Origin of the sequence: Pseudophaeobacter sp. C1-32P7, from assembly GCF_041008775.1 — a bacterium.
GTDB lineage: Bacteria > Pseudomonadota > Alphaproteobacteria > Rhodobacterales > Rhodobacteraceae > Phycobacter > Phycobacter gallaeciensis_A.
Map to the genome: position 1 here is coordinate 306,019 of NZ_JAXGFR010000003.1, position 20,322 is coordinate 326,340.

Here is a 20,322-nt window from a genome sequence, read left to right on the forward strand (position 1 = left end):
TGCGTAAACCATGATTGCGCGGATCCTGGCTTAACTACCTTCGCGCGCGCCGGTCACCGGGCGGGCCGATGTCGCATAGCGCTCCGAGGCTTCGTAGTAGTCGTCAAATCCGATCCGGCGGCGCAGCTCCATGAAATCCATCAGGTTGCTACGTGGCTGACCCACTTTCATCTCGGCCAGCGTCTGCATCATCGCCTGCATCGCCGAAGCCATCAGCGACAACGGGTAGGCCGCGATACGGTATCCGATGTCCTCCAGCGCCTCGGGCGGCAGGTCGGGGGTTTCGCCACCTTCGACGATATTGGCCATATTGGGCGCATCCGTTGCCGCGCAGACCTCGCGCATCTCCGCCTCGGACCGGGGCGCCTCGACAAAGATGATATCGGCGCCCAGCTCCCGGAACTTCTGCGCGCGGGTCAGCGCCTCATTCAGCCCGTGATCATGACGGGCATCGGTGCGCGCAAGGATCAGGATATCCTGACCTTCGTTGCGCGCGTCCACGGCGGCGCGGATGCGGTCAAAGGCTTCCTCGCGGCCCACCACGGCCTTGCCCGGTGTGTGACCGCAGCGTTTCGGCGCCAGCTGATCCTCGATCATCACGGCGGCGCAGCCCGCATTCGCCATCCCCTGCACCGTGCGGCGCACGTTCATCGCATTGCCATAACCGGTGTCCCCGTCGGCAATCAGCGGCATGGTGATGGCACCCGCGATATTGCGGGCCTGATCCAGCACCTCACCATAGCTCATCAGGCCCAGATCCGGCGCCCCGATCCGCGAGGCAGAGGCGCCAAACCCAGTCATGAAAGTCAGATCGAACCCGGCCTGTTCGATCAGCTTGGCAGACAGCGCGTCATAGGCGCAGGGCATGGTGTGAAGGCGGGGCTGCGCAAGAAGGGCGCGCAGGCGGTCAGCAGGTGTCGTCATGTCACTCACAATTTGAAGGGAATATAAAGGGCAAGGTCGGGCACCAGATAGAGCAGCACCACACAGAAGAACATCAGGAGCAGGAAGGGGATCGCCCCACGCGCCACATCGCCAAGGGTGGCCCGCGCCACGGCCTGGATCACGTAAAGGTTCAGCCCCACCGGCGGCGTGATCAGGGCCGCCTCGACCATGACCACCATGAAGACGCCGAACCAGATCGGATCAAAGCCCAGCCCCATGGCAGCAGGCAGCAGCACCGGGGTCATGATCAGCACCATCGACAGCGCCTCCAGTACCAGCCCCATCACCACGAGGATACCGGCCACCAGCAGCACGAACATCACCGGGCTGGACACCGCGTCCGAGATGAAGGCGCTGATTTCCTGCGGGATGCGATACAGGGTGATCGCCTTTCCGAACACCTTGGCACCCGCGATGATCAGTAGGATCGCGACCGTGGTCGCCATGCTGTCCACCGCCGCCTCCCAGAAGGCTTTCCAGGTCAGCGTACGCAGGACCAGCGCGGTGATGACCACGGCAAAGGCAAATCCGATGGCCGCAGCCTCGGTCGGGGTAAAGGCGCCGGAATAGATGCCCGCCACAACCACGGTGGCCAACGCAATCGACGGCAGCGCCCGCAGGGTGGCGCGGCGGCGTTCGGCGCCGGTCGCCTTTTCACTGCGGCCCATGCCCTTCATCGAGGCATAGATCATCGAATAGCCCGCAAACAGCACCAGCAGCGCCAGACCGGGGCCGACACCGGCCAGGAACAGGGCAATCACCGATTCCTCGGTGACGAAACCGTAGATGATCATCGGGATCGACGGCGGGATCAGGATGCCCAGCGTGCCGCCAGCGGCCAACAACCCGTAGACAAAGCGCCGCTCGTAGCCGCGGTTGATCATTTCCGGGATGGCAACGGTGCCAATGGTAGCGGCCGTCGCCACCGAAGAGCCGGAGATCGCGGCGAACAACCCGCAGGAAATCACCGTCGCCACGGCCAGCCCACCAGGCCAGTGGCCGACCCAGGCCTGCACGGCGGCATATAGATCACGCCCAACGCCGCCTTTCAGCAGCACATTGGACATCAACAGGAACAGCGGCACCGCCAGCAGAATGAAGCCATCCAGAGTGGAGAGGATCGCCTGCGGTGCCATCAGCGGAGAAAACCCGCCAAGGATCAGCATCGACAGCCCGAGCCCACCAAGCGCAAAGGCAACCGGAACACCGACAAGCAGCAGCGCGAACAGGGCGAAAAGGATCAGGAAAACCGTCATTATTCATGCTCTCCTTCAGCCGCGATATGCCCCTGCGCCGCGCGCCAGACCTCGATCACGGATTGCAGCAGCAGCACCGCAAAGCCGAAGGGCAGCGACAGTTCGACGTACCACATGGGCATATCCAGCATGGTGCCGGTGGTGCGCCCGCGAATGAAACTGTCGTGGAAAATCTCATATCCGTAGACCAGCACGACAGCGGAGAACACCGCCACCACCGCCATGGCAAAAACATCCGCACCGATCCTGGGACCACGCGGCAATCCGGAGATCACCGCCGTGATGCGGATATGGCGCCGTTCGCGCAGGCACCAGGGCGCCGCGATCAGCGATCCCCAGATCAGGCAGAACTGGCTCAACTCTGCCGCCCAGATGGTGGGGCGGACAAAGAAATAGCGGGCCATAACCTCATAGGTCAGCATGATCCCCGCAAGAACAAAGAGGACCGCCGCCACAAGGGCCAGCGCGGTCACGAACCTGGCAAAAACGTGCATGGAATTTCCCGAAGAATAAGATGGACCGGCCCCGGATGCGGCGCCGGTCCGTGACAGTCAGGCTCAGAATTTCTCGGCAGCAGACAGGATTTCTGCGCCAAGATCACCGGCCTTAGCGCGGAAGCCGTCATAGACGGGCGCGGCAGCCTCTTTCCAGGCGGCGATCTCTGCATCGGTCGGCTGGTACACCGTCATCCCGGCCTTTTCCGCCTCGGCATAGGCAGCAGCCTCGATCGCGGACATCTCGTCCCGCACTGCGATTTCAGCCTTGCGGGCGGCGTCCGACATGATCTTCTGATGCTCAGGCGACAGACCATTCCACCAGTCGGTGTTGGCCACGACGATGAATTCGATATCGGCGTGGTTGGTGACGGTGATGGTGTCCATGACCTCCCACAGTTTGCGGGATTTCACGCCCGAGACGCCGGTCATGCCGATATCAACGGTGCCGCGCTGATAGGCCAGATACTGCTCGGAGCCGGAAATCAGCGTCGGCGCGCCGCCGGTCGCGGTAACGAAATCACCCAGCGTCTTACCAAAGACTCGGGCCTTCTTGCCTTCCATATCAGCAGGCGTTTTCACCGGACCGTCCTGGGACAGCATGATCGCGCCGCCATAGGCCTGCCACCACAGAACCGTGGCGCCGGTATCGGCGATGGCCGCATCGATGGGCCCGCGGACCGGACTGTCCGGCGCAACGGCCTTGCGCACCTTTTCCTCGGAGTTGAACAGGAACGGCATATAGAAGACATCCACCGCCGGAATATCCCCGACATAGCGCGTCAGCGAAGCCACGCCCATTTCGATGGCGCCAGAGCCGACAGCGGCAGGCACTTCCTTGTCCTTGTAAAGCTGCGCGGAGTCGTAAATCTCCACCGCGATGTCACCGTTCGAAGTCTTTTCGACCTCTTCCTTGAACATCAAGAGGTTCTGGCCAAGGTGGCTTTTGAGCGGCAGCTGCAAAGAGATACGTGCAGTCACATCCGCAGCAAATGCGGGCAGTGCAGTGCACAGCGCCAGCGCGGCGCCGGTCAGCGTCGAAGTCAGTTTCATGAATTTTCCTCCCGTTAATAAAAGAATGTTCCATCAAGGACTTACCTTTGGTCAAGGAAAATGCCGGGGGGCTGCCGGGTGCGATAGTCGAACTTTGAAAAATTAATACAATTCAATTATTTGACTGGTTTTGCAGCTCAAATTTTTTTGGGAAGGCCGCATCCAAAGCGCCCTCAGCCGGGCGATAACGTGCAGCGGCTGCAGCAAAAAGAACGGCGCCGCGCAAATTGCGCGACGCCTTTCTTTTTGCCGGGCCCAACGGGAGAGGATCCTCCCGCAGGGGATCCGATCCGGGCGGGAGCGCCCCGCCCGAGGCGTATCCGGACCTCAGCCCAGGGTATTAGCCCAGAACCGCTTTCACGGCCCGCGCGGTTGCCGCAACCACGGTGTCGGCCTCTTCACGGGTCAGGCAGAAGGGCGGCGCAAAGCCCAGGATATCACCCTGCGGCATGGCGCGGGCAATCACCCGGTCCTGCTCCAGGAGCTTGGCCGAGATCTGCGGACCGATCTTGTCCGCCGCGTCAAAGAAGGTGCGGCTATCCCGATCCTTCACGAATTCCACCGCACAGAGCATGCCTTCGCCGCGGATGTCGCCGACATGGGCATGATCGCCCAGCGCGTCCTTCATCGACTGGTTCAGGTAGGCGCCAACGCTGCCTGCGTTTTCAACCAGATTCAGTTCGTCAATCAGCTTGAGGTTGGCAACGCCCGCCGCAGCACCGATGGGGTGCGCCGAATAGGTCCAGCCGTGGCCGATGGGGCCGTTCTCATCGGTGCCCTGCTCCAGCACCTTCCAGACCTTGTCGGATACGATCGAACCGGACAGCGGCGCATAGGCCGAGGTTAGGCCCTTGGCGATGGTGATGATATCCGCTTCCAGCCCGTAATGATCGCTGCCGAACATGGTGCCGAGACGGCCAAAACCGGTGACGACCTCATCCACGACCAGCAGGATGTCGTGCTTTTTCAGCACGGCTTGGATCGCTTCCCAGTAACCGGCGGGGGGCGGCACGATGCCACCGGTGCCCAGAACCGGTTCACCGATGAAGGCGGCGATGGTGTCGGCGCCTTCGCGCTCGATCAGCGCTTCCAGTTCTGCGACGCAATGGGCGACGAACTGTTCTTCGGTCTGGTTCTGATCCTCGCGGCGGAAATAATAGGGCGCATCGGTGTGCACCACCTGCGCCAGCGGCAGGCCGAATTTCTTGTGGAACAGCTCAAGCCCCGTCAGCGAGCCGGTGACCAGCCCAGAGCCGTGATAGCCGCGCCAGCGCGAGATGATCTTCTTCTTCTCGGGGCGACCCAGGATGTTGTTATAATACCAGATCAGCTTAACGTTGGTTTCATTGGCGTCCGAGCCGCCGAGGCCGAAATAGACCTTGGACATATTCGAAGGCGCCCGGTCGAGGATCATCTTCGACAGGGTGATCGACGCCTCGGTGCCATGCCCGACATAAGAGTGGTAATAGGCCAACTCCCGCGCCTGATCGGCGATGGCTTCGGCGATTTCCTGACGGCCATAGCCCACGTTCACGCAGTACAGCCCGGCAAAGGCGTCCAGCAACTTGGTGCCGTCGCGGTCCTCGATATGCACACCGCTGGCGGTCTTGATCACCCGGTTCGGGCTTTCGCCGCGTGCGTGCTGCGCCAGATGGGTCGAGGGGTGAAAGAAGTTGTCGCGGTCCCATTGGTCCAGTTGATCGTTTTTCAGCATATCTAGTCCTTCTGCGTTTCCCGGTGCCCGCACGGCCCGGGTGTGATCGTTTGATATTCAATTGCCCGGCATGGGGCCCGTCATGCCCAGTCGCGGCAGACGTATTTGACCTCGGTGAATTCTTCCATGCCCAGACGCGCACCTTCGCGACCCAGACCGGATTGCTTGGCGCCGCCAAAGGGGATCGGCGCACCGGTCACCTTGGTCCGGTTCACGGCCACCATGCCAAATTGCAGCGTCCGCGACAGCCGGTAGATACGGCGCGGATCCTGCGTATGCACATAGGCCACCAGCCCGTATTCGGTGTCATTGGCACGCTGGGTGATTTCCTCTTCGCTGTCAAAGGGGGCCACCGGCGCCACCGGGCCAAAGGTTTCCTCGTGCATGATCTTGGCATCCTGCGGCACGTTGGTCAGCACGGTCGGCTGATAGAACAGCGGCCCCATGGCGTGGCGTTCGCCGCCGCAGGCCAGTTTGGCGCCCTTCTCAAGCGCGTCGCGCACGTGTTCTTCCTGCTTGGCCACGACCCGGTCGTGCATCAGCGGCCCGATGTCCGGGTCGTCCATGCCTAGACCAACGGTCAGTTTCTTGGTCGCCGCCGTCAGCCGTTTGCAAAACTCCGGGTAGACGCTGCGCTGCACGAAGATCCGGTTGGCGCCGAGGCAATCCTGACCCGAGGTCGCGAATTTCGCCTTCATGGTCTCTTCGACCGCCTGATCAAGATCGGCATCCTCGAAGACGATCACCGGTGCGTGGCCACCCAGTTCCATCACCAGCCGCTTTACCGTATCGGCGCTTTGCCGGTACAACAGCTTGCCCACTTCGGTAGAGCCGGTGAAGGACAGCGCCCGCACGCGGGTATCTTCGGTCCAGGGTTTGACCACAGTCGGCGCATCGCCCGTGATGACGTTGAACACCCCGGCAGGCACGCCCGCGCGTTCGGCCAATTCGGCCAGGGCCAGAGCGCTGAACGGGGTTTCCGCCGAAGGGTGCGCCACAACGGTGCAGCCCGCCGCCAGCGCCGCTGCTGCCTTGCGCGTCAGCATTGCGGAGGGGAAGTTCCACGGCGTGATCAGCGCCACCACGCCAACCGGCTCGCGCCACAGCTCGACCTCGGCATCGGGCAGGTGGCTGGTGACGCCTTCGATGTTCGGACGCTTGGCCTCTTCGGCGTAGAACTCCACAAAGCCCGCGCCGTAGTCGATTTCGCCCATCGCCTCGGACAGGGGTTTACCCTGTTCCAGCACCATGATCCGGGCCAGATCCTCCTTATGATCGAGCTGCAGCTGGAACCACCGGCGCAGGATGGCCGAACGTTCCTGCGGCAAAAGCCCAGCCCAAGCGGCAAAAGCATTCTGCGCTGCATCGACTGCAGCAGAGGATTCTTCTGCCGAAAGGCTCGCGACATGGCCAACCACATTTCCGGTTCCGGGGTCCTTCACGGCAAAGGTATTGCCGTCTTCAGCCGTCTGCCACCGGCCATTCACATAAGAAAATGAACGGACTAGCGTTTTGTCCGCGATATCGCTGCGGGCAGAAAGGGCGGTGTCGGCCATGGCAAATCCTCCTGAAGTTCAGGAGGACATTCCTCTGCCAGACCCAGATACAGCAGCCAAAGTTCCCCCATGAAGGAGAAGATTCAGCTGCCAGCCCCCCGTCCCAGCAAAATATCCAACGGCGGACCGCCCGGACCTTTGACCGGTTTGGTCACGATATAGGTGAAATAGCGCGACAGGCCGATGCGGGCATCCAGCATCGAATCGATCAGCCGCTGATAGGCATCGATGTCATGGGTGACGATCTGCATCAGATAATCGAAACCGCCGCCCAGCGCCCAGCAGGCCGTGACCTCATCATAGCGCTGGATTGCCAGCTCAAACGCTTGAAACCGGGCCGCCGTGTGATCGGCAATTTCCACCGCCACAAACACCGTTATATGCGGCGCCAATTTGCGCAGGTTGATGCGGGCGCCGTAACCTTCGATCAGCCCGGCCTTTTCCAGCTTGCGCAGCCGGTCCCAGCACGGTGTCGGAGACAGGCCGATGCGTTCGGCCAGGGCCGCTTTGGTAATGCGCCCCTCCTGCGTCAGCACGCGGAGAATGGCGATATCCCGGTCATCAAGACGTATCATGCGTCAGGGCTGTATCACGGGTGTGATCACTGGAAAAGCGCCCCGCGAATCTGTGAACACTGCGCCACCTGCCGTGCCGGAGAAAACACAGGTGACCGCGATACCGGCGTAGGTTCTACTCTGGAACAAAACCGTCCAAAGATTCGCCGGTTGTGCACAACAATCACGCAACCTGCCGCTCACGACGTCGTAAATGCCGATTATGCGTGTCGTTTTGAGCAAATCCTTTGCCGCGAATAGATCGGAATCGGAGGATGTACTCATCTACAAAGATTACAGTCCCTATTTCCGACACCCCTCCTTTGAACAGAGGTCCCCATGCCACTGGAACTTGCTCCGTTTACTGAGGGCGAATACGCCCGCCGCATCGCCAAGACCCGCAAAGCCATGGAGGCTGCCGGGATCGACGTTCTGTTCGTCACGGATCCGTCCAATCAGGCCTGGCTGACCGGCTATGACGGATGGTCCTTCTATGTGCATCAGGGTGTCATCCTGGGGCTGAATGGTGATCCGATCTGGTGGGGCCGCACGATGGACGCCTTTGGCGCCCTGCGCACCGTCTGGATGGAAGAGCGCAGCGTCATCGGCTACGACGACCGCTATATCCAGTCGACCACCTGCCACCCGATGGAAGATCTGGCCGCGCATCTGACCCGGCTCGGATACGGCAAGGCCCGCGTCGGCGTGGAAATGGAAAACTACTATTACTCCGCCAAGGCCCACGCTGTCCTGCAAAAGAACCTGCCCAACGCCAGCCTGCATGACGCCACCGCGCTGGTGAACTGGCAGCGTGCGGTGAAGTCCGACGAAGAGCTGATGTTCATCCGCCGGGCCGCCCGCATCACCGAAAACATCGTCAATCTGGCCATCGAACGCGCACGCCCCGGATTGCGCAAGAACGAGCTGGTGGGCGACCTGCTGCAAGCCGGCACCTACGGGGTTGGCGAAGACTGGGGTGATTATCCGGCCATCGTGCCGCTGACCCCCTCGGGTCTGGATGCCACCGCGGCGCACCTCACCTGGGACGGCCGCGAGATGCAGACCGGTGAGGCGACCTTCTTCGAACTTTCCGGCTGTTATCGCCGCTATCACGCGCCGCTGTGCCGGACCGTACACCTGGGCCAGCCGCCGCAGGAAATGCTGGACGCCTCTGCCGCGCTGAACGAAGGCATCGAGGCCGGGATCGAGGCCGCAAAGGCCGGCAACCGCGCCTGTGACATTGCCAATGCCCTGAATGGAGCCCTGAAAAAGGCTGGGATCGACCGCAACGGACGCTGCGGCTACCCGATCGGACTCAGCTACCCGCCGGACTGGGGGGAGCGGACCATTTCGCTGCGGGACACCGATGAAACCGTGCTGATGCCGGGGATGACCTTCCACTTCATGCCCGCGCTCTGGATGGACAGCTGGGGGCTTGAGACCACCGAGACGATCCTGATACGCGAGAACGGACCAGCCGAAGCCCTCTGCGATGTGGAGCGCAAAATCTTTGTGAAAGACGAGGTTCTGAATGACCTTCCTGCCCCGAACGACGGATTTGTTGGGAGAACTCATCGCGCAACCGACCGTGTCCGCGAGCAGCAACCTGACGTTGATGTCGCTATTGGCGGACCGGCTGGATAGCGCAGGCGCACAGGTTCATCTGTGGACCGACGACACCGGCAGCAAGGCCAATCTTTTCGCCACCATCGGTCCTGATACCGATGGTGGCATCGTTCTCTCGGGCCATTCGGACGTGGTGCCTGTGACCGATCAGGACTGGTCCAGCGACCCCTTCCAGATGGTGGAGCGCGACGGCAAGCTGTTCGGGCGTGGCACCTGCGACATGAAGGGGTTCATCGCGGCAGCGACCGCGATGGCGCCGCATTATGCGGCGCTGAACCCATCCCGGCCGATCCATTTCGCCTTCACCTATGACGAAGAGGTCGGCTGCTTTGGCGCGCAGGCTCTGGCCAAGTCGCTGAAAGAACGGGAGATACGCCCCTCGGTCTGCATCGTCGGAGAGCCTACGATGATGCGCATCATCGAAGGCCACAAAGGCTGCTATGAATATTCGACCCATTTCACCGGGCTCGAAGGACACGGATCCGGGCCGGATCTGGGGGTCAATGCTGCGGAATACGCGGCGCGCTACGTCGCCCGCTTGCTGGAGCTGAAGGACGCCCTGCGTGCCCGCGCCCCCGAAGGCAGCCGGTTCGAACCGCCCTGGACCACCATAAACACCGGCGCGCTGGTCAGCGGCCACGCCCATAACGTGATCCCGGGCAAGGCGCGGGTCGACTGGGAAATGCGCCCGGTGCAGAAATCCGATGCTGACTTCGTCAAGGAAGACCTGCATCGGCTGTGCACCCATTCCCTGATCCCGCAGATGCAGGCGGTGTTCCCCGAGGCAGGCATCGTCACCGAGGTCATCGGCGAGGTCGACGGTCTGGAGCCAGTGACCGACAACGAGGCCCGCGAGATCCTGCAGGAGCTGACCGGGGCAAATGGCGCCGATCTGGTGGCATTCGGCACCGAGGCCGGGATTTTCCAGGGGCTTGGCATGAATGTCGCCGTCTGCGGACCGGGATCGATCGAACAGGCGCATAAACCCGACGAATACGTCTCGCTCGACCAGCTGTCGCAATGCCTTGGGCTGCTCGAAGGGCTCTCTGCCAAACTGGTCTGAACAGATATTTGCGCCGACGGGCGGGGACAGCTACACAGGCACCCAACCAAGGGAGGCCTCCAATGACCTCATCCTCGCCCAACACGGCGCTGGATCTCGACAATGCCGACTATAGCGCCCGTGACCGGTTCGAACTGATGCACCGGGAAATCCGGGATCGCATCTGTCTGCTGGACTATGCGCCCGGAACCCGCCTGTCGGAAACCGAACTGGCCGAGGAATTCGGCGTCAGTCGCACCCCGCTGCGCCGGGTTCTTGCCCGGCTCGAAGACGAAGGGCTGGTGCAATCGGTACACGGCGTCGGCACCTTCGTCACCGATGTGAACCTTGAGGAACTGGCGCAAACCTACCAGCTCAGGATGGAACTGGCCGGCATGATGGGCCACATCATGCCCCTGCCGCCCAGCGACGCGCTGATGGCCGAGTTCCGCGCCCTGTCGGATCGCTCCCAATCCCTGCTACAGGACCCGGCCCCGCGCGAATTTGCCCGGCTGATCACCGATTTCTTCCTCGCCACGCTGAAACTGACCGGCAACATGCCGCTGCGCACCACAGCCGAACGGCTGTATTATCAGACCTCGCGGATCTGGCTGACCTCGGTGATCGATTCCATCATCGACCTTTGCGACGAAATGCGCATCTTCGATGGCGAGATCAGCACCGTCACAGCAGCGCTGGAGGCTGGCGACCTTCAGGCTGCCGCGATGCTGCAACAGGCTCATATCTCGATGAGTTTCAGCCGCATGAGAGCTGGATAAAGACTGCAGGGCCGAATGCTTTGGCAGGTTTCCTATTTGGCTGACCTGCCTTAAACCCCATGTTAGCAGAAATATCGTCCAGTTCTGCCCGACACCACGGGCGGGGCTGGGCTACAGTTGAGTTCAGAGGCTTTAGCCCCTATTTCGGCAGAAAGGCGGGCCGCGCGGCCTGCCCAGACAAAGGACCGCTCCATTGCCCAATCATCTTTACAAAAACGACTTGCCGGACGGGCTTGACCTGGGCCCGGTTGTTGCAATCGATTGTGAAACCATGGGGCTCAACCCCCACCGCGACCGGCTGTGCGTGATCCAGATGTCCGGCGGTGACGGCAACTCTCATATCGTTCAGATTGAGAAGGGCCAGAGCGAAGCACCGAACCTCTGCCGTATGCTGGAAGACCCCAATGTGCTGAAACTGTTCCACTTCGGGCGTTTTGACATCGCAGCCATGTACCACGCATTCGGCGCGCTGGCAGCACCGGTTTACTGCACCAAGATCGCAAGCCGCCTGATCCGCACCTATACCGACCGCCACGGATTGCGGAACCTGTGTCAGGAGCTGATCGGTGTCGATATCTCGAAACAACAGCAGATGAGCGACTGGGGTGCCGAAACCCTGACCGAAGCGCAGCTGGACTATGCCGCCTCGGACGTTTTGCACCTGCACCGCATGCGTGAAGAGCTGGACAAACGTCTTGCCCGTGAAGGCCGCACCGACATGGCGCAGGCCTGTTTCGACTTCCTGCCGATGCGCGCGCGCCTTGATCTGGCGGGCTGGCCCGAAACCGATATCTTTGCGCACTCATGAGCGGGTCGGAACACTTTCTCGCCACGGCGCGTCAGGTCGTGACCGACGAAGCCCGCGCACTGGATGCGCTGGCTGCCGGTTTTGACGAGCGGTTCGCCGATGCGGTGCGCCTGATCCTGAAGGCCGAAGGGCGGGTGATCGTCAGCGGTATCGGCAAATCCGGCCACATCGGCCGCAAGATCGCAGCCACATTGGCCAGCACCGGCACCCCTGCCCATTTCGTACATCCGGCCGAGGCCAGCCACGGCGACCTTGGAATGCTGTCCAAGGGCGATGTGGTTCTGGCCATCTCCAACTCGGGCGAAGCGCCTGAACTGGCCAATCTTCTGGTCTTTACCCGCCGCTTTGACATTCCGCTGATCGGCCTCTCCAGCAGGCCGGAAAGCACCCTGATGACCCAGGCCGATGTGCAGCTGGAAATTCCGGCCCTGGGCGAGGCCTGCGGATACGGGATCGTGCCATCGATTTCGACCACGCTGACGCTGGCCATGGGCGACGCGCTCGCCATTGCCATCATGAAGCACCGCGATTTCCGCCCCGAGAACTTCCGCGATTTCCACCCCGGCGGCAAACTCGGCGCGCGCCTGTCCAAGGTCCGCGACCTTATGCACGGCGGGGATTCCCTGCCACTGGTTGCTGAAACCAGCCCGATGTCCGAGGCGCTTCTTGAAATCAGCCAGAAGGGATTTGGCGTGGCAGGGGTTTCCGGTGCTGAGAACGCCCTGACCGGCATCATCACCGACGGCGACCTGCGCCGCCACATGGACGGGCTGCTGAGCCAGACCGCTGCCGATGTCATGACCTCCTCGCCGACGACCATCGGCCCCGACGCCCTCGCCGAAGAGGCGCTTGCGGTGATGAATGCCCGCAAGATCACCTGCCTGTTTGTGGTGGATGCTACCCAGGGTCCGCAGGCACTGGGCCTGATCCACATCCACGATTGCCTGCGCGCGGGCCTCGGCTAAACCGCAACGCCAACAAAAGAGAAAGGGGACACCGGATGGACCGCTATTCGCGCACAGTCGCCTATCTCAAGGTGCTGCTGCCGCTGGCCGCGCTGGCGCTGCTGTCGACGCTGTTCCTGATTTCGCGCGGTGTCGACACCGAGGCGGTCATCCCCTTTGCGCAAAAGGAGATCGAGGAACGCATGCGCGGGCAGCAGGTCACCCGCCCCTTCTTTTCCGGCACCACCGCGCAGGGCGATGAGATCATGGTGATGGCCTCGGTTGCTCAGCCCAACAGCGACAGCGGCGGCGCCACGGCCACCAATCTGCAGGCCGAAATCCGCATGGCCGAGGGCGGCCGGATGACGTTGGTCTCTGACAGCGGCGCGGTGCATCCCGATCAAGGTCTCGCGCGGTTCAGCGGCAACGTCAAACTGACATCTGCGGATGGTATGACGGTTGAGACCGAATTACTGGAAACCGCGCTGGACGGGGTGCGCGCAGAAAGCCCCGGACCGGTTCATGCCACGGGCGCCCTTGGCGTTCTGACTGCGGGGCAGATGCTGGTGACGGCAAAAACCGAAGGCGGACCGGTGCAAATGGTATTCAAAAACAGAGTCAAGCTGGTATACGATCCCAATACTAAAGAAAGATAGCCCGTGTTCAGATTGCCCACCTTGCTGATTTGCCTGTCTTGCGCCCTTGCATCGGTTGCACCAGTTGCGATGGCCCAGACGGACGTGATTGCCTTTGGCGAGGTTAAGGCCGACCCCAAGGAACCGGTCGAGGTGACAGCCGATGCGCTGGCGGTCAACCAGGCCGATGGCTCGGCCGAATTCACTGGCAATGTGCTGATCATCCAGGGGGTGATGCGACTGTCTGCGAACCGGGTTCTGGTGATCTACAAGACCGATGAGACCGGCAAACGTGGCATCGACCAGCTTGAGGCGACCGGCGATGTGCTGCTGGTCAGCGGCCCGGACGCCGCAGAGGCCGAGAAGGCGGAATACACCATCGACAGCGGCACCATTGTGATGACCGGAAATGTCCTGCTCAATCAGGGAGCCAGCACGCTGACCTCGAACCGGCTTGAGGTGAACCTGACCACCGGCACCGCGAGCATGGCCGGACGGGTCAAAACCATCCTCAACCCGGATGGCGGCAACTGATGGCGACAAAACCCGAACTGAAGGTCACCGAAGGCTCGTCCGGCCTCAGGATCGAACACTTGCGCAAAAGCTATCGCAAGAAGGTGGTGATTCGTGACGTGACCATGCGTCTGGACCGAGGCGAGGTTGTCGCCCTTCTGGGGCCGAACGGGTCCGGCAAGACCACCAGTTTCTACGCCATCGCCGGCCTTGTCTTTCCCGAGGCGGGCACCGTCACCATCGACGGGCAGAACGTCACCAACCTGCCGATGTACCGCCGCGCGCGGCTTGGCATTGGTTACCTGCCGCAGGAAATGTCCATTTTCCGGGGCCTGTCGGTCGAGGACAATATCTCGGCCGTGCTGGATATTGCCGTCAAACACGACCACAAGCGGCGCGAACGGCTGGAAGAGTTGCTGTCGGATTTCTCTATCGAACACCTGCGCCGCGCCCCTGCGCTGGCCCTGTCGGGCGGTGAACGGCGCCGGGTGGAAATCGCCCGCTGCCTGGCGGCGGATCCGAAATACCTGCTGCTGGATGAACCCTTTGCCGGGGTCGACCCGATTTCGGTTGGCGATATCCGCCATCTGGTCGCCGATCTGAAGAAACGCGGCATCGGGGTGCTGATAACCGATCACAACGTTCGCGAAACCCTCGAAATCGTTGATCGCGCCTATATCCTGCATGACGGTCAGGTTCTGATGTCCGGCAGCCCCGAAGAGGTGGTCGAGAACGAAAACGTGCGCCGCGTTTATCTGGGCGACAATTTCCGTATTTCCTGAACCGAACCGTGCCTTTCGGGCCTCGGCCTGTTCCTGCCGGTTTCCTATTCCTTCACCATCTGCATCGCTTCTCCATTGACTCTTTTCGTCAGTTGTCATGGAATTGAAGTATGGCAAATGTGCAGTCCGATGCAGTCCGCAAGCTGGCCTTGGCAACAGGGTCCGCATGGTTGCTTCCGGCGTATTTGCCTAATCCCCTCATCCGCAGCTGACGATAGTCTGCCGGGCTTGGCCCCGGCGGTGTTGCGGGTGGTATTATTGTGAAGGAGATCACATGCGTTACAAAATCAGCGGTCAACAGATCGACATCGGCGAAGCGTTGCAGTCCCACGTTAAGGATGAACTGGGAACGGCTGTCGCAAAATACGCAGAGCGCCCGACGGACGCCACCGTGGTCTTTTCCCGTTCGGCGCATGAATACGTCTGCGAGGCCACCGTTCACCTGTCCACCGGTCTGACCGCTCAGGCCAAGGCTCATGCCACTGAAATCTATGCGTCTTTCGAAGGCTGCTGCAACAAGATGGAAAAACAGCTGCGCCGCTACAAACGCCGCCTGAAGGACCATCACCGCGACCGCAGCGAACCGGTTGAACATTTGGGCGCCAGCTCTTATATCCTCGCCTCTGATGAAGCGGAGACCGGGACCGAACCCGACTCGCTGCAGCCGATCATCGTGGCCGAGATGGAAACCAAGATCCCGTCCCTGTCCGTTGGCGAAGCAGTGATGCAGATGGAACTGGCCGGGGCGCCCGTTCTGGTTTTCCGCAACGAAGGCAAAGACGGATTGAATGTGGTTTACCGCAGGGATGATGGCAACATCGGTTGGATCGATCCTTAAGCAGTAGCCCAGCGGCCCACCGGATAAGGTGGTCGAGCGGAGCAAATGACCGAGATGCAGATTTCCAAGATCCTCAAACCGGACGCCGTCCGCGTGATTGGTGCAGCCTCAAGCAAGAAGCGGCTGTTTCAGGAGATCGCTGAGGTCGGGCATCTCGCCTATGGTCTCAATCCGCAGCCCACGGTTGAAGCGCTGCTTGATCGGGAAAGCCTGGGCCCGACAGGGGTAGGACACGGTGTTGCCCTGCCCCACGCCCGCCTTGATGGCCTCTCCGAGGTCTGCGGCGTCTTCGTGACTCTGGAAAAACCCTTGGATTTCGCGGCTGTCGACCGGCAACCCGTCGATATAGCCTTTGCGCTTTTCGCACCCGAGGACGCAGGCGTTGAACACCTAAAAGCGCTGGCTCTGGTCTCCCGCACTCTGCGGGAGCAGAATTTCTGCACAAAACTGCGCGCCAATAACGATCCGGCGACGCTGTTCACCATTCTCACCGAAAACCAGCCGGTTCAGGCTGCCTGAGAGCGGCATTGAACAGTCATGGGGAAACTGCCCTTGTTCAGGGCAGACACTCTTCAGCGCTGCCGCCTCCAGGCATCGAACCCCAGCATCATATAATCCCGCTGATAGAGCGCTGTGATCATCTCCTCCAGCGCTGCATCATGAATATCGCCCAGCGTATAGGGCTGCGATCTCGGCTGTGACGGCGCATAGGCGGGCGCGGAGGCTGCAAACCTTCTGGCTAGTTCGGGCAGTTCCACCGCCAGTTCCTCTTCGCGCAGGATCAGGTCGGGCGGGCCAAGTTCGGCAAAGCCCGACAAGGCCTGTGACTGGCTGGACCATTCGGCATCGACCCGGATCGAGGTCTGCCCGGCAAGGTTGGCTTTGACAAAGCTCAGGAACCCTACAAAGGCAGCGCGGTGATCTGCGCGGGAATAATCCTCATCCGGGCCATCCTTGGGCAGCGGCACCTTGAACTGGCGGCGCAGGGTTTCGCGAATGGCGCCATAACTGCCCGGCCCCTTTTGCAGAATGCGCTGGCAAAACACTTGGTGAATTCGCTCGGCCGGGTGACGCAGAACGGTGAAACTGCGAAAGCCTTTGTTCTGAGTTTTCCACTGGCGGAGTTCTTTCTGGTTCATCCCGGAGATCAGATCCTCCGACGTCACACCATCCAGCGCTGCCAGCCATTCCGCCACGGCTTCCTCGGGCCCGCCCCGCATCGGCAGGTAAAGGAGCGGCGTCTTGGCGGCCGCCAGATAGCCACGCACCGCAGGGCCGCGGCGTGGTTCGAAATTCGGCGTGCGCGACAGGTTGAACCAATCCATGGTGGCCAGCGCGGCCGTCATCTCATCCGGGTTGGCCACCTTGGACAGGGTCGGCGCCGGGTTCTGCCGCTTTAGCTTGTCATCCAGTGCCTCCAACCGAGAGTTGACGCCCAACCATTGCGCCAGACCGTTCATCACATCCAGATTCTGCAGGTCTTCATAATCCACATAGAATGCGGTCTGGCCTGAGGACTGAAGCCGGTTCATCAACGTGATCTGAAATGCCTGAAGATCCTCGACATGGCGGGAAAACTCCACCGCATCAAACTCCGCCTGCGCCTCTTTGCGGCGCTTGATATTGGTCAGCTTCCACTGGCCGGTGGCCGCAGCGATTTTGCGCGAGACGTAGCTGTCCAGCGGGTTGCGGGTCAGGATGATCTTGGCGCAGCGAGGATCCTCCAGCGCAATGTCCAGAACCCGCAGATCGTGATCGTGGAAATACCGAAAGCCGCCAAAGGCATCGGGCTGCGACCGGATCCGGTCGATCAGCTTACCAGGGTCCGCTTCGCGCATCTCCTGCGTCAGGCCCAGGATTTCGGTGCGGTTCGGGTAGCCGATGAAATGGGGATTGAAGGCCTCTCCGTGGCAGCTCACCCCTTCTAGCGCGTTGAGGTTGGACTCCAAAAAATTGGAGCCCGTGCGCATTTCAGCAAAAACAACGAAGTAATCAAAGTGGTTGGTCATCAGAACCTATCGCACCAAATACGGTTTTCGGGGGGACTTTGGCATGCTCACCGGTCCTTGTTCCACCGGGAAATCCCCCATCAGATAGGGGTGCATGCCCTGGTTCTTGAGGTTCTGCAGAAACTGTCCAAAGCCCTCCAGATCCGCCATCGTCGGCGCCTCGTTCAGATGGCGCGGGGCCTGCGCCCCAAGATCTTCCAGAATGGCCTGCAGGGGCTCCATCGGTGCCTCGACAAATTCCGCCATGGTCCAGATGCGGACGCGGGCCTTGGTATGCTGATCACGCAGCAGATGCAGATGCGCGGCCTCGATCCGCTGCAGGCGCGCCGCGATGCGCCGCAATTCGGAAAAACTCTGCGTCGAGCGGAACAAGGGCACCGCCCAAGCGCCGCTGATCACCGACACATGCGCATTGGGATCGCCTGCGATAAAGGCGCCGATTTTCTGGTTGTCCTGCGGGCCAAACTGGAAGCTTTGCCGTTGCCCCCGAGTATTCCAGATCAGATTGGTGAGGAAGCTTTCGGGATTATAGTCGCGCAATTTCGCCGTATCGCTGAGTGCGCCATTGATCATGCTGTCGCCATCGGCGAATTCGGCCCTATCCGGCGCAAACAGATGGCCATGCACCCGGCTGCCCGTGGTCCGGTTCAGCCAGCTTTCAAAATCGACGAAGAGTTCAGCAAAGCCCTGGAACACCGAATAGGGATTGGCGGTCACATTGCTCACCGACCATTTGCTCGGGAACCGGCTTTGCATGTAAAGACCCGGTCGCCCCCGGGTGCGCCGCTCCACCGCCTTAGAGAAGACCCGGTCGATCTTGCCTGGGTTGGGTTCCGTCCGCTTCATCGCACCTGCCGGATCGGTCAGGAAGGCATCATAAAGCCGCTGCGCTCGTGGCCAGATCTTGCGGGCGACGAAACAGTCGGACCGGCGCAACAGCTGTAGGTGATCGTCATAGAAGATATGCGGTTTGCCCTCGAAATCGAACTTCGACAGGGTCAGCGAACGGCTTTCGATCTGCGCCGAATGCTGCCGCGCGAGGGTCTGGAAATAGCTTTCGTCGGGGATCCAGACCTTCTTGAAGTAGCGATCATGGATTGGCCGGTCCGGGTCCTCAAGAATCGCCGACAGGGTGCGGCGGGTCAGGCACCACCATTGGCTGCCCATATGGGGCACCAGACCGGGCGGGATGCGCCGCTTGATCCGCAGCCTGCGCTGCAGATTGACATAGCCATCAAATAGCGCGCGCTGCTTTTTCCAGGAAAAGGGAAAGCGCAGGGTGAAACGTTCCACATCCAGACCGCCAACGATCCAGGGCACATCGGCGGTGGTCGCGCTTTCGATGAAATCGGTCTGCGGGCGGGCGGCCAGATAATCGACAAGCTCCTGCACCGGTCTGAGCGGCAGACAGGAGCCTGACGACAGGTAGACGTGGCGCACGCCGGGACAGGAGCGCAGCATCATCTCCGCCGCCGATTGCGAGGCGGCGACGATGCCCCAGGTGCCCCATTCGCAGGTGTGGCGCGGCGAAAACCGGATCAGCTCCTGATCCGACAGCCCGTCGCGGAAGGTTTTGAACGTGCTCTGCGGCACCTTACGGTCCACATGGATCACCACGGGGCAACCCGCCGCCGCCCAATGGCGCGCCACCTGTTCCGCCCGCTCCAGCGCCGTATGCACCAGCATGACGATGCCGACCGTGCCCTTGGTGGCCCCTTCCTTGCTGGTCTGACCTGCGCTGCTCATGCCCAGTTGCCCTTGGACATGAGACCCAGAATCTCAAGCTGGCGCCAGTTGATGTATTTCTCGCTCCATTTGCACCACAGGTCCGGTTGCTCGGCCAGGGCGGCGGCATAGGCCTTGTACTCGGCCGATTGCGCATAGTGCTGGCTGCGCGTCATCTCTTCGCGGGCCTTGTCACCAAAGGTGTCCAGAAACTTGGTATGGAGCAGCGCGCCGCTGGTCTTTTCACCGCCATTGGTCTCGTAAACTCGGTTCAGCCCGCGCGGCAGCAGAGCATGGGTCGAACTGACATAGGCGTATTTCCGGTCCCATTTGACCAGTGGTATCTTGTTCAGCGCCGGCGCCTTCTTTGGCCGGTCGGCAAAGAACATGCGGGCGCGGGGACCGCCCTGGATCCACAGGTTGCCATAGGTCGGGTTCGGGCTGATCGTGTAATTGCCGCTGTCGAACCAGTTGGCGATTTCCAAGGGATCCTGCCCGGGCTGATAAGCCGCATCGGTGACCTGCCCCTTGGGATAAACATCGATCAGCATGGCGGCAAAACTTCGGATTGCGGAATTGTCCAGCCAGTCGGTCAGCGCCCGGATCGGGCGCGTGTCGCAGAACGGATAGATGAACAGCTCATCCGGATCGACCACCAGAACCCAATGCCCATGGGCATAGCGGCGCTTGAGCGCATTCATCCAGTCCACGCCGTAGTTTGCCCGCCGGTAGCTCGCGTCGCTGTGCCAGAGGGACACATCCGGCATGCCCTGCAGATAGTCACGGGTGCCGTCCTGCGATCCGTTGTCCACAAGGAGAAAGTGATCGACCCCAAGGTCCCGGTAATAGTCGAGAAAGTAGGGCAGGCGGATTTTCTCGTTCCGCATCGTGGAAACCAGCAGGATATCATCCGGCCGGATCTGGCCGGTGTTGTCCTGAATGGTCTTGAGTTCACGGGATTTACGCAAGGCCCGGGCCAGCCTGTACCTGCGCCGTACACGCATACGGTAAGAATCCCAAAGACCCACGGCTACTCCATATCCGTCTGT

General features: G+C 61.3%; 20 protein-coding genes. 10 read left to right on the top strand and 10 right to left on the bottom strand.

Annotated elements, in window-relative coordinates:
- Window positions 1–30: 30 nt before the first annotated feature.
- The 7 genes from SM763_RS06380 to SM763_RS06410 all read right to left on the bottom strand — a co-directional run bounded on the left by SM763_RS06380 (window position 31) and on the right by SM763_RS06410 (window position 7,590).
- The gene (locus SM763_RS06380) at window positions 31–924 is read right to left on the bottom strand and encodes an isocitrate lyase/PEP mutase family protein (RefSeq protein WP_368998003.1); all 894 of its coding nucleotides are present in this window, start codon (window positions 922–924) and stop codon (window positions 31–33) included.
- Between the two features lie 5 nt (window positions 925–929).
- On the bottom strand, window positions 930–2,201 hold the full coding sequence (locus SM763_RS06385; protein ID WP_274829370.1) for a TRAP transporter large permease: 1,272 nt from the start codon (window positions 2,199–2,201) through the stop codon (window positions 930–932).
- Window positions 2,201–2,695, bottom strand: a complete 495-nt coding sequence (locus tag SM763_RS06390; RefSeq protein ID WP_368998004.1) for a TRAP transporter small permease — start codon at window positions 2,693–2,695, stop codon at window positions 2,201–2,203. The genes SM763_RS06385 and SM763_RS06390 overlap by 1 nt, the downstream gene beginning before the upstream one ends.
- A 63-nt stretch (window positions 2,696–2,758) precedes the next feature.
- A complete protein-coding gene (locus SM763_RS06395; protein ID WP_082996067.1) occupies window positions 2,759–3,748 on the bottom strand; it encodes a TRAP transporter substrate-binding protein in 990 nt (329 codons plus the stop codon).
- A gap of 340 nt (window positions 3,749–4,088) precedes the next feature.
- Complete coding sequence (locus SM763_RS06400) at window positions 4,089–5,462, bottom strand: aspartate aminotransferase family protein (protein WP_368998005.1); 1,374 nt, start codon at window positions 5,460–5,462, stop codon at window positions 4,089–4,091.
- Window positions 5,463–5,542: 80 nt separating this feature from the next.
- Complete coding sequence (locus SM763_RS06405; RefSeq protein WP_368998006.1) at window positions 5,543–7,018, bottom strand: NAD-dependent succinate-semialdehyde dehydrogenase; 1,476 nt, start codon at window positions 7,016–7,018, stop codon at window positions 5,543–5,545.
- An 83-nt stretch (window positions 7,019–7,101) separates the two neighbouring features.
- Window positions 7,102–7,590: an Lrp/AsnC family transcriptional regulator gene (locus SM763_RS06410; protein ID WP_065273657.1), complete on the bottom strand. Its 489-nt coding sequence runs from the start codon at window positions 7,588–7,590 to the stop codon at window positions 7,102–7,104.
- A gap of 321 nt (window positions 7,591–7,911) precedes the next feature.
- On the opposite strand from SM763_RS06410, the gene SM763_RS06415 reads away from it, so the two are divergent.
- The 10 genes from SM763_RS06415 to SM763_RS06460 all read left to right on the top strand — a co-directional run bounded on the left by SM763_RS06415 (window position 7,912) and on the right by SM763_RS06460 (window position 16,058).
- Window positions 7,912–9,216 carry a M24 family metallopeptidase gene (locus SM763_RS06415; RefSeq protein WP_274829365.1) on the top strand — a complete coding sequence of 435 codons (1,305 nt, stop codon included), beginning with the start codon at window positions 7,912–7,914 and terminating at the stop codon, window positions 9,214–9,216.
- Entirely contained in the window at window positions 9,104–10,261 is a 1,158-nt protein-coding gene (gene argE / locus SM763_RS06420; RefSeq protein WP_274836080.1) for an acetylornithine deacetylase, read from the top strand. Before SM763_RS06415 ends, argE begins: the two co-directional genes overlap by 113 nt.
- A 62-nt stretch (window positions 10,262–10,323) precedes the next feature.
- Window positions 10,324–11,019, top strand: a complete 696-nt coding sequence (locus SM763_RS06425) for a GntR family transcriptional regulator (RefSeq protein ID WP_368998007.1) — start codon at window positions 10,324–10,326, stop codon at window positions 11,017–11,019.
- Between the two features lie 193 nt (window positions 11,020–11,212).
- Window positions 11,213–11,827 carry a ribonuclease D gene (locus SM763_RS06430; RefSeq protein ID WP_368998008.1) on the top strand — a complete coding sequence of 205 codons (615 nt, stop codon included), beginning with the start codon at window positions 11,213–11,215 and terminating at the stop codon, window positions 11,825–11,827.
- The gene (locus SM763_RS06435) at window positions 11,824–12,792 is read left to right on the top strand and encodes a KpsF/GutQ family sugar-phosphate isomerase (protein ID WP_368998009.1); all 969 of its coding nucleotides are present in this window, start codon (window positions 11,824–11,826) and stop codon (window positions 12,790–12,792) included. The genes SM763_RS06430 and SM763_RS06435 overlap by 4 nt, the downstream gene beginning before the upstream one ends.
- 35 nt (window positions 12,793–12,827) lie before the next feature.
- Entirely contained in the window at window positions 12,828–13,427 is a 600-nt protein-coding gene (gene lptC, locus SM763_RS06440) for an LPS export ABC transporter periplasmic protein LptC (RefSeq protein WP_065272105.1), read from the top strand.
- Window positions 13,428–13,496: 69 nt separating this feature from the next.
- The gene (locus SM763_RS06445; protein WP_082996065.1) at window positions 13,497–13,940 is read left to right on the top strand and encodes an LptA/OstA family protein; all 444 of its coding nucleotides are present in this window, start codon (window positions 13,497–13,499) and stop codon (window positions 13,938–13,940) included.
- Window positions 13,940–14,701, top strand: a complete 762-nt coding sequence (lptB, locus tag SM763_RS06450) for an LPS export ABC transporter ATP-binding protein (RefSeq protein WP_065272103.1) — start codon at window positions 13,940–13,942, stop codon at window positions 14,699–14,701. The genes SM763_RS06445 and lptB overlap by 1 nt, the downstream gene beginning before the upstream one ends.
- 274 nt (window positions 14,702–14,975) lie before the next feature.
- Complete coding sequence (hpf, locus tag SM763_RS06455) at window positions 14,976–15,539, top strand: ribosome hibernation-promoting factor, HPF/YfiA family (RefSeq protein WP_065272102.1); 564 nt, start codon at window positions 14,976–14,978, stop codon at window positions 15,537–15,539.
- Window positions 15,540–15,593: 54 nt separating this feature from the next.
- Entirely contained in the window at window positions 15,594–16,058 is a 465-nt protein-coding gene (locus SM763_RS06460; protein ID WP_065272101.1) for a PTS sugar transporter subunit IIA, read from the top strand.
- 53 nt (window positions 16,059–16,111) lie between these two features.
- Here the strand turns inward: SM763_RS06460 and SM763_RS06465 are convergent, their stop codons facing one another.
- From SM763_RS06465 to SM763_RS06475, 3 genes are read right to left on the bottom strand one after another with little or no spacing between them, the layout of a single operon-like run.
- Window positions 16,112–17,548, bottom strand: a complete 1,437-nt coding sequence (locus SM763_RS06465) for a nodulation protein NodH (protein ID WP_368998010.1) — start codon at window positions 17,546–17,548, stop codon at window positions 16,112–16,114.
- Between the two features lie 6 nt (window positions 17,549–17,554).
- Window positions 17,555–19,294 carry a DUF5927 domain-containing protein gene (locus SM763_RS06470; protein ID WP_368998011.1) on the bottom strand — a complete coding sequence of 580 codons (1,740 nt, stop codon included), beginning with the start codon at window positions 19,292–19,294 and terminating at the stop codon, window positions 17,555–17,557.
- Entirely contained in the window at window positions 19,291–20,277 is a 987-nt protein-coding gene (locus SM763_RS06475) for a glycosyltransferase family 2 protein (RefSeq protein ID WP_368998012.1), read from the bottom strand. Before SM763_RS06475 ends, SM763_RS06470 begins: the two co-directional genes overlap by 4 nt.
- Window positions 20,278–20,322: the final 45 nt, after the last annotated feature.

What these genes read in the sequence shown, in the direction of transcription:
- lptC (WP_065272105.1), top strand. Translation starts at nt 12,828, where the DNA reads ATGGACCGCTATTCGCGCACAGTCGCCTATCTCAAGGTGCTGCTGCCG.
- SM763_RS06435 (WP_368998009.1), top strand. Translation starts at nt 11,824, where the DNA reads ATGAGCGGGTCGGAACACTTTCTCGCCACGGCGCGTCAGGTCGTGACC.
- SM763_RS06390 (WP_368998004.1), bottom strand. Translation starts at nt 2,695, where the DNA reads ATGCACGTTTTTGCCAGGTTCGTGACCGCGCTGGCCCTTGTGGCGGCG.
- argE (WP_274836080.1), top strand. Translation starts at nt 9,104, where the DNA reads ATGACCTTCCTGCCCCGAACGACGGATTTGTTGGGAGAACTCATCGCG.
- SM763_RS06395 (WP_082996067.1), bottom strand. Translation starts at nt 3,748, where the DNA reads ATGAAACTGACTTCGACGCTGACCGGCGCCGCGCTGGCGCTGTGCACT.
- SM763_RS06475 (WP_368998012.1), bottom strand. Translation starts at nt 20,277, where the DNA reads ATGCGTGTACGGCGCAGGTACAGGCTGGCCCGGGCCTTGCGTAAATCC.
- SM763_RS06460 (WP_065272101.1), top strand. Translation starts at nt 15,594, where the DNA reads ATGCAGATTTCCAAGATCCTCAAACCGGACGCCGTCCGCGTGATTGGT.
- SM763_RS06465 (WP_368998010.1), bottom strand. Translation starts at nt 17,548, where the DNA reads ATGACCAACCACTTTGATTACTTCGTTGTTTTTGCTGAAATGCGCACG.
- SM763_RS06415 (WP_274829365.1), top strand. Translation starts at nt 7,912, where the DNA reads ATGCCACTGGAACTTGCTCCGTTTACTGAGGGCGAATACGCCCGCCGC.
- SM763_RS06425 (WP_368998007.1), top strand. Translation starts at nt 10,324, where the DNA reads ATGACCTCATCCTCGCCCAACACGGCGCTGGATCTCGACAATGCCGAC.
- SM763_RS06385 (WP_274829370.1), bottom strand. Translation starts at nt 2,201, where the DNA reads ATGACGGTTTTCCTGATCCTTTTCGCCCTGTTCGCGCTGCTGCTTGTC.
- SM763_RS06405 (WP_368998006.1), bottom strand. Translation starts at nt 7,018, where the DNA reads ATGGCCGACACCGCCCTTTCTGCCCGCAGCGATATCGCGGACAAAACG.
- SM763_RS06445 (WP_082996065.1), top strand. Translation starts at nt 13,497, where the DNA reads ATGGCCCAGACGGACGTGATTGCCTTTGGCGAGGTTAAGGCCGACCCC.
- SM763_RS06380 (WP_368998003.1), bottom strand. Translation starts at nt 924, where the DNA reads ATGACGACACCTGCTGACCGCCTGCGCGCCCTTCTTGCGCAGCCCCGC.
- hpf (WP_065272102.1), top strand. Translation starts at nt 14,976, where the DNA reads ATGCGTTACAAAATCAGCGGTCAACAGATCGACATCGGCGAAGCGTTG.
- lptB (WP_065272103.1), top strand. Translation starts at nt 13,940, where the DNA reads ATGGCGACAAAACCCGAACTGAAGGTCACCGAAGGCTCGTCCGGCCTC.
- SM763_RS06470 (WP_368998011.1), bottom strand. Translation starts at nt 19,294, where the DNA reads ATGAGCAGCGCAGGTCAGACCAGCAAGGAAGGGGCCACCAAGGGCACG.
- SM763_RS06400 (WP_368998005.1), bottom strand. Translation starts at nt 5,462, where the DNA reads ATGCTGAAAAACGATCAACTGGACCAATGGGACCGCGACAACTTCTTT.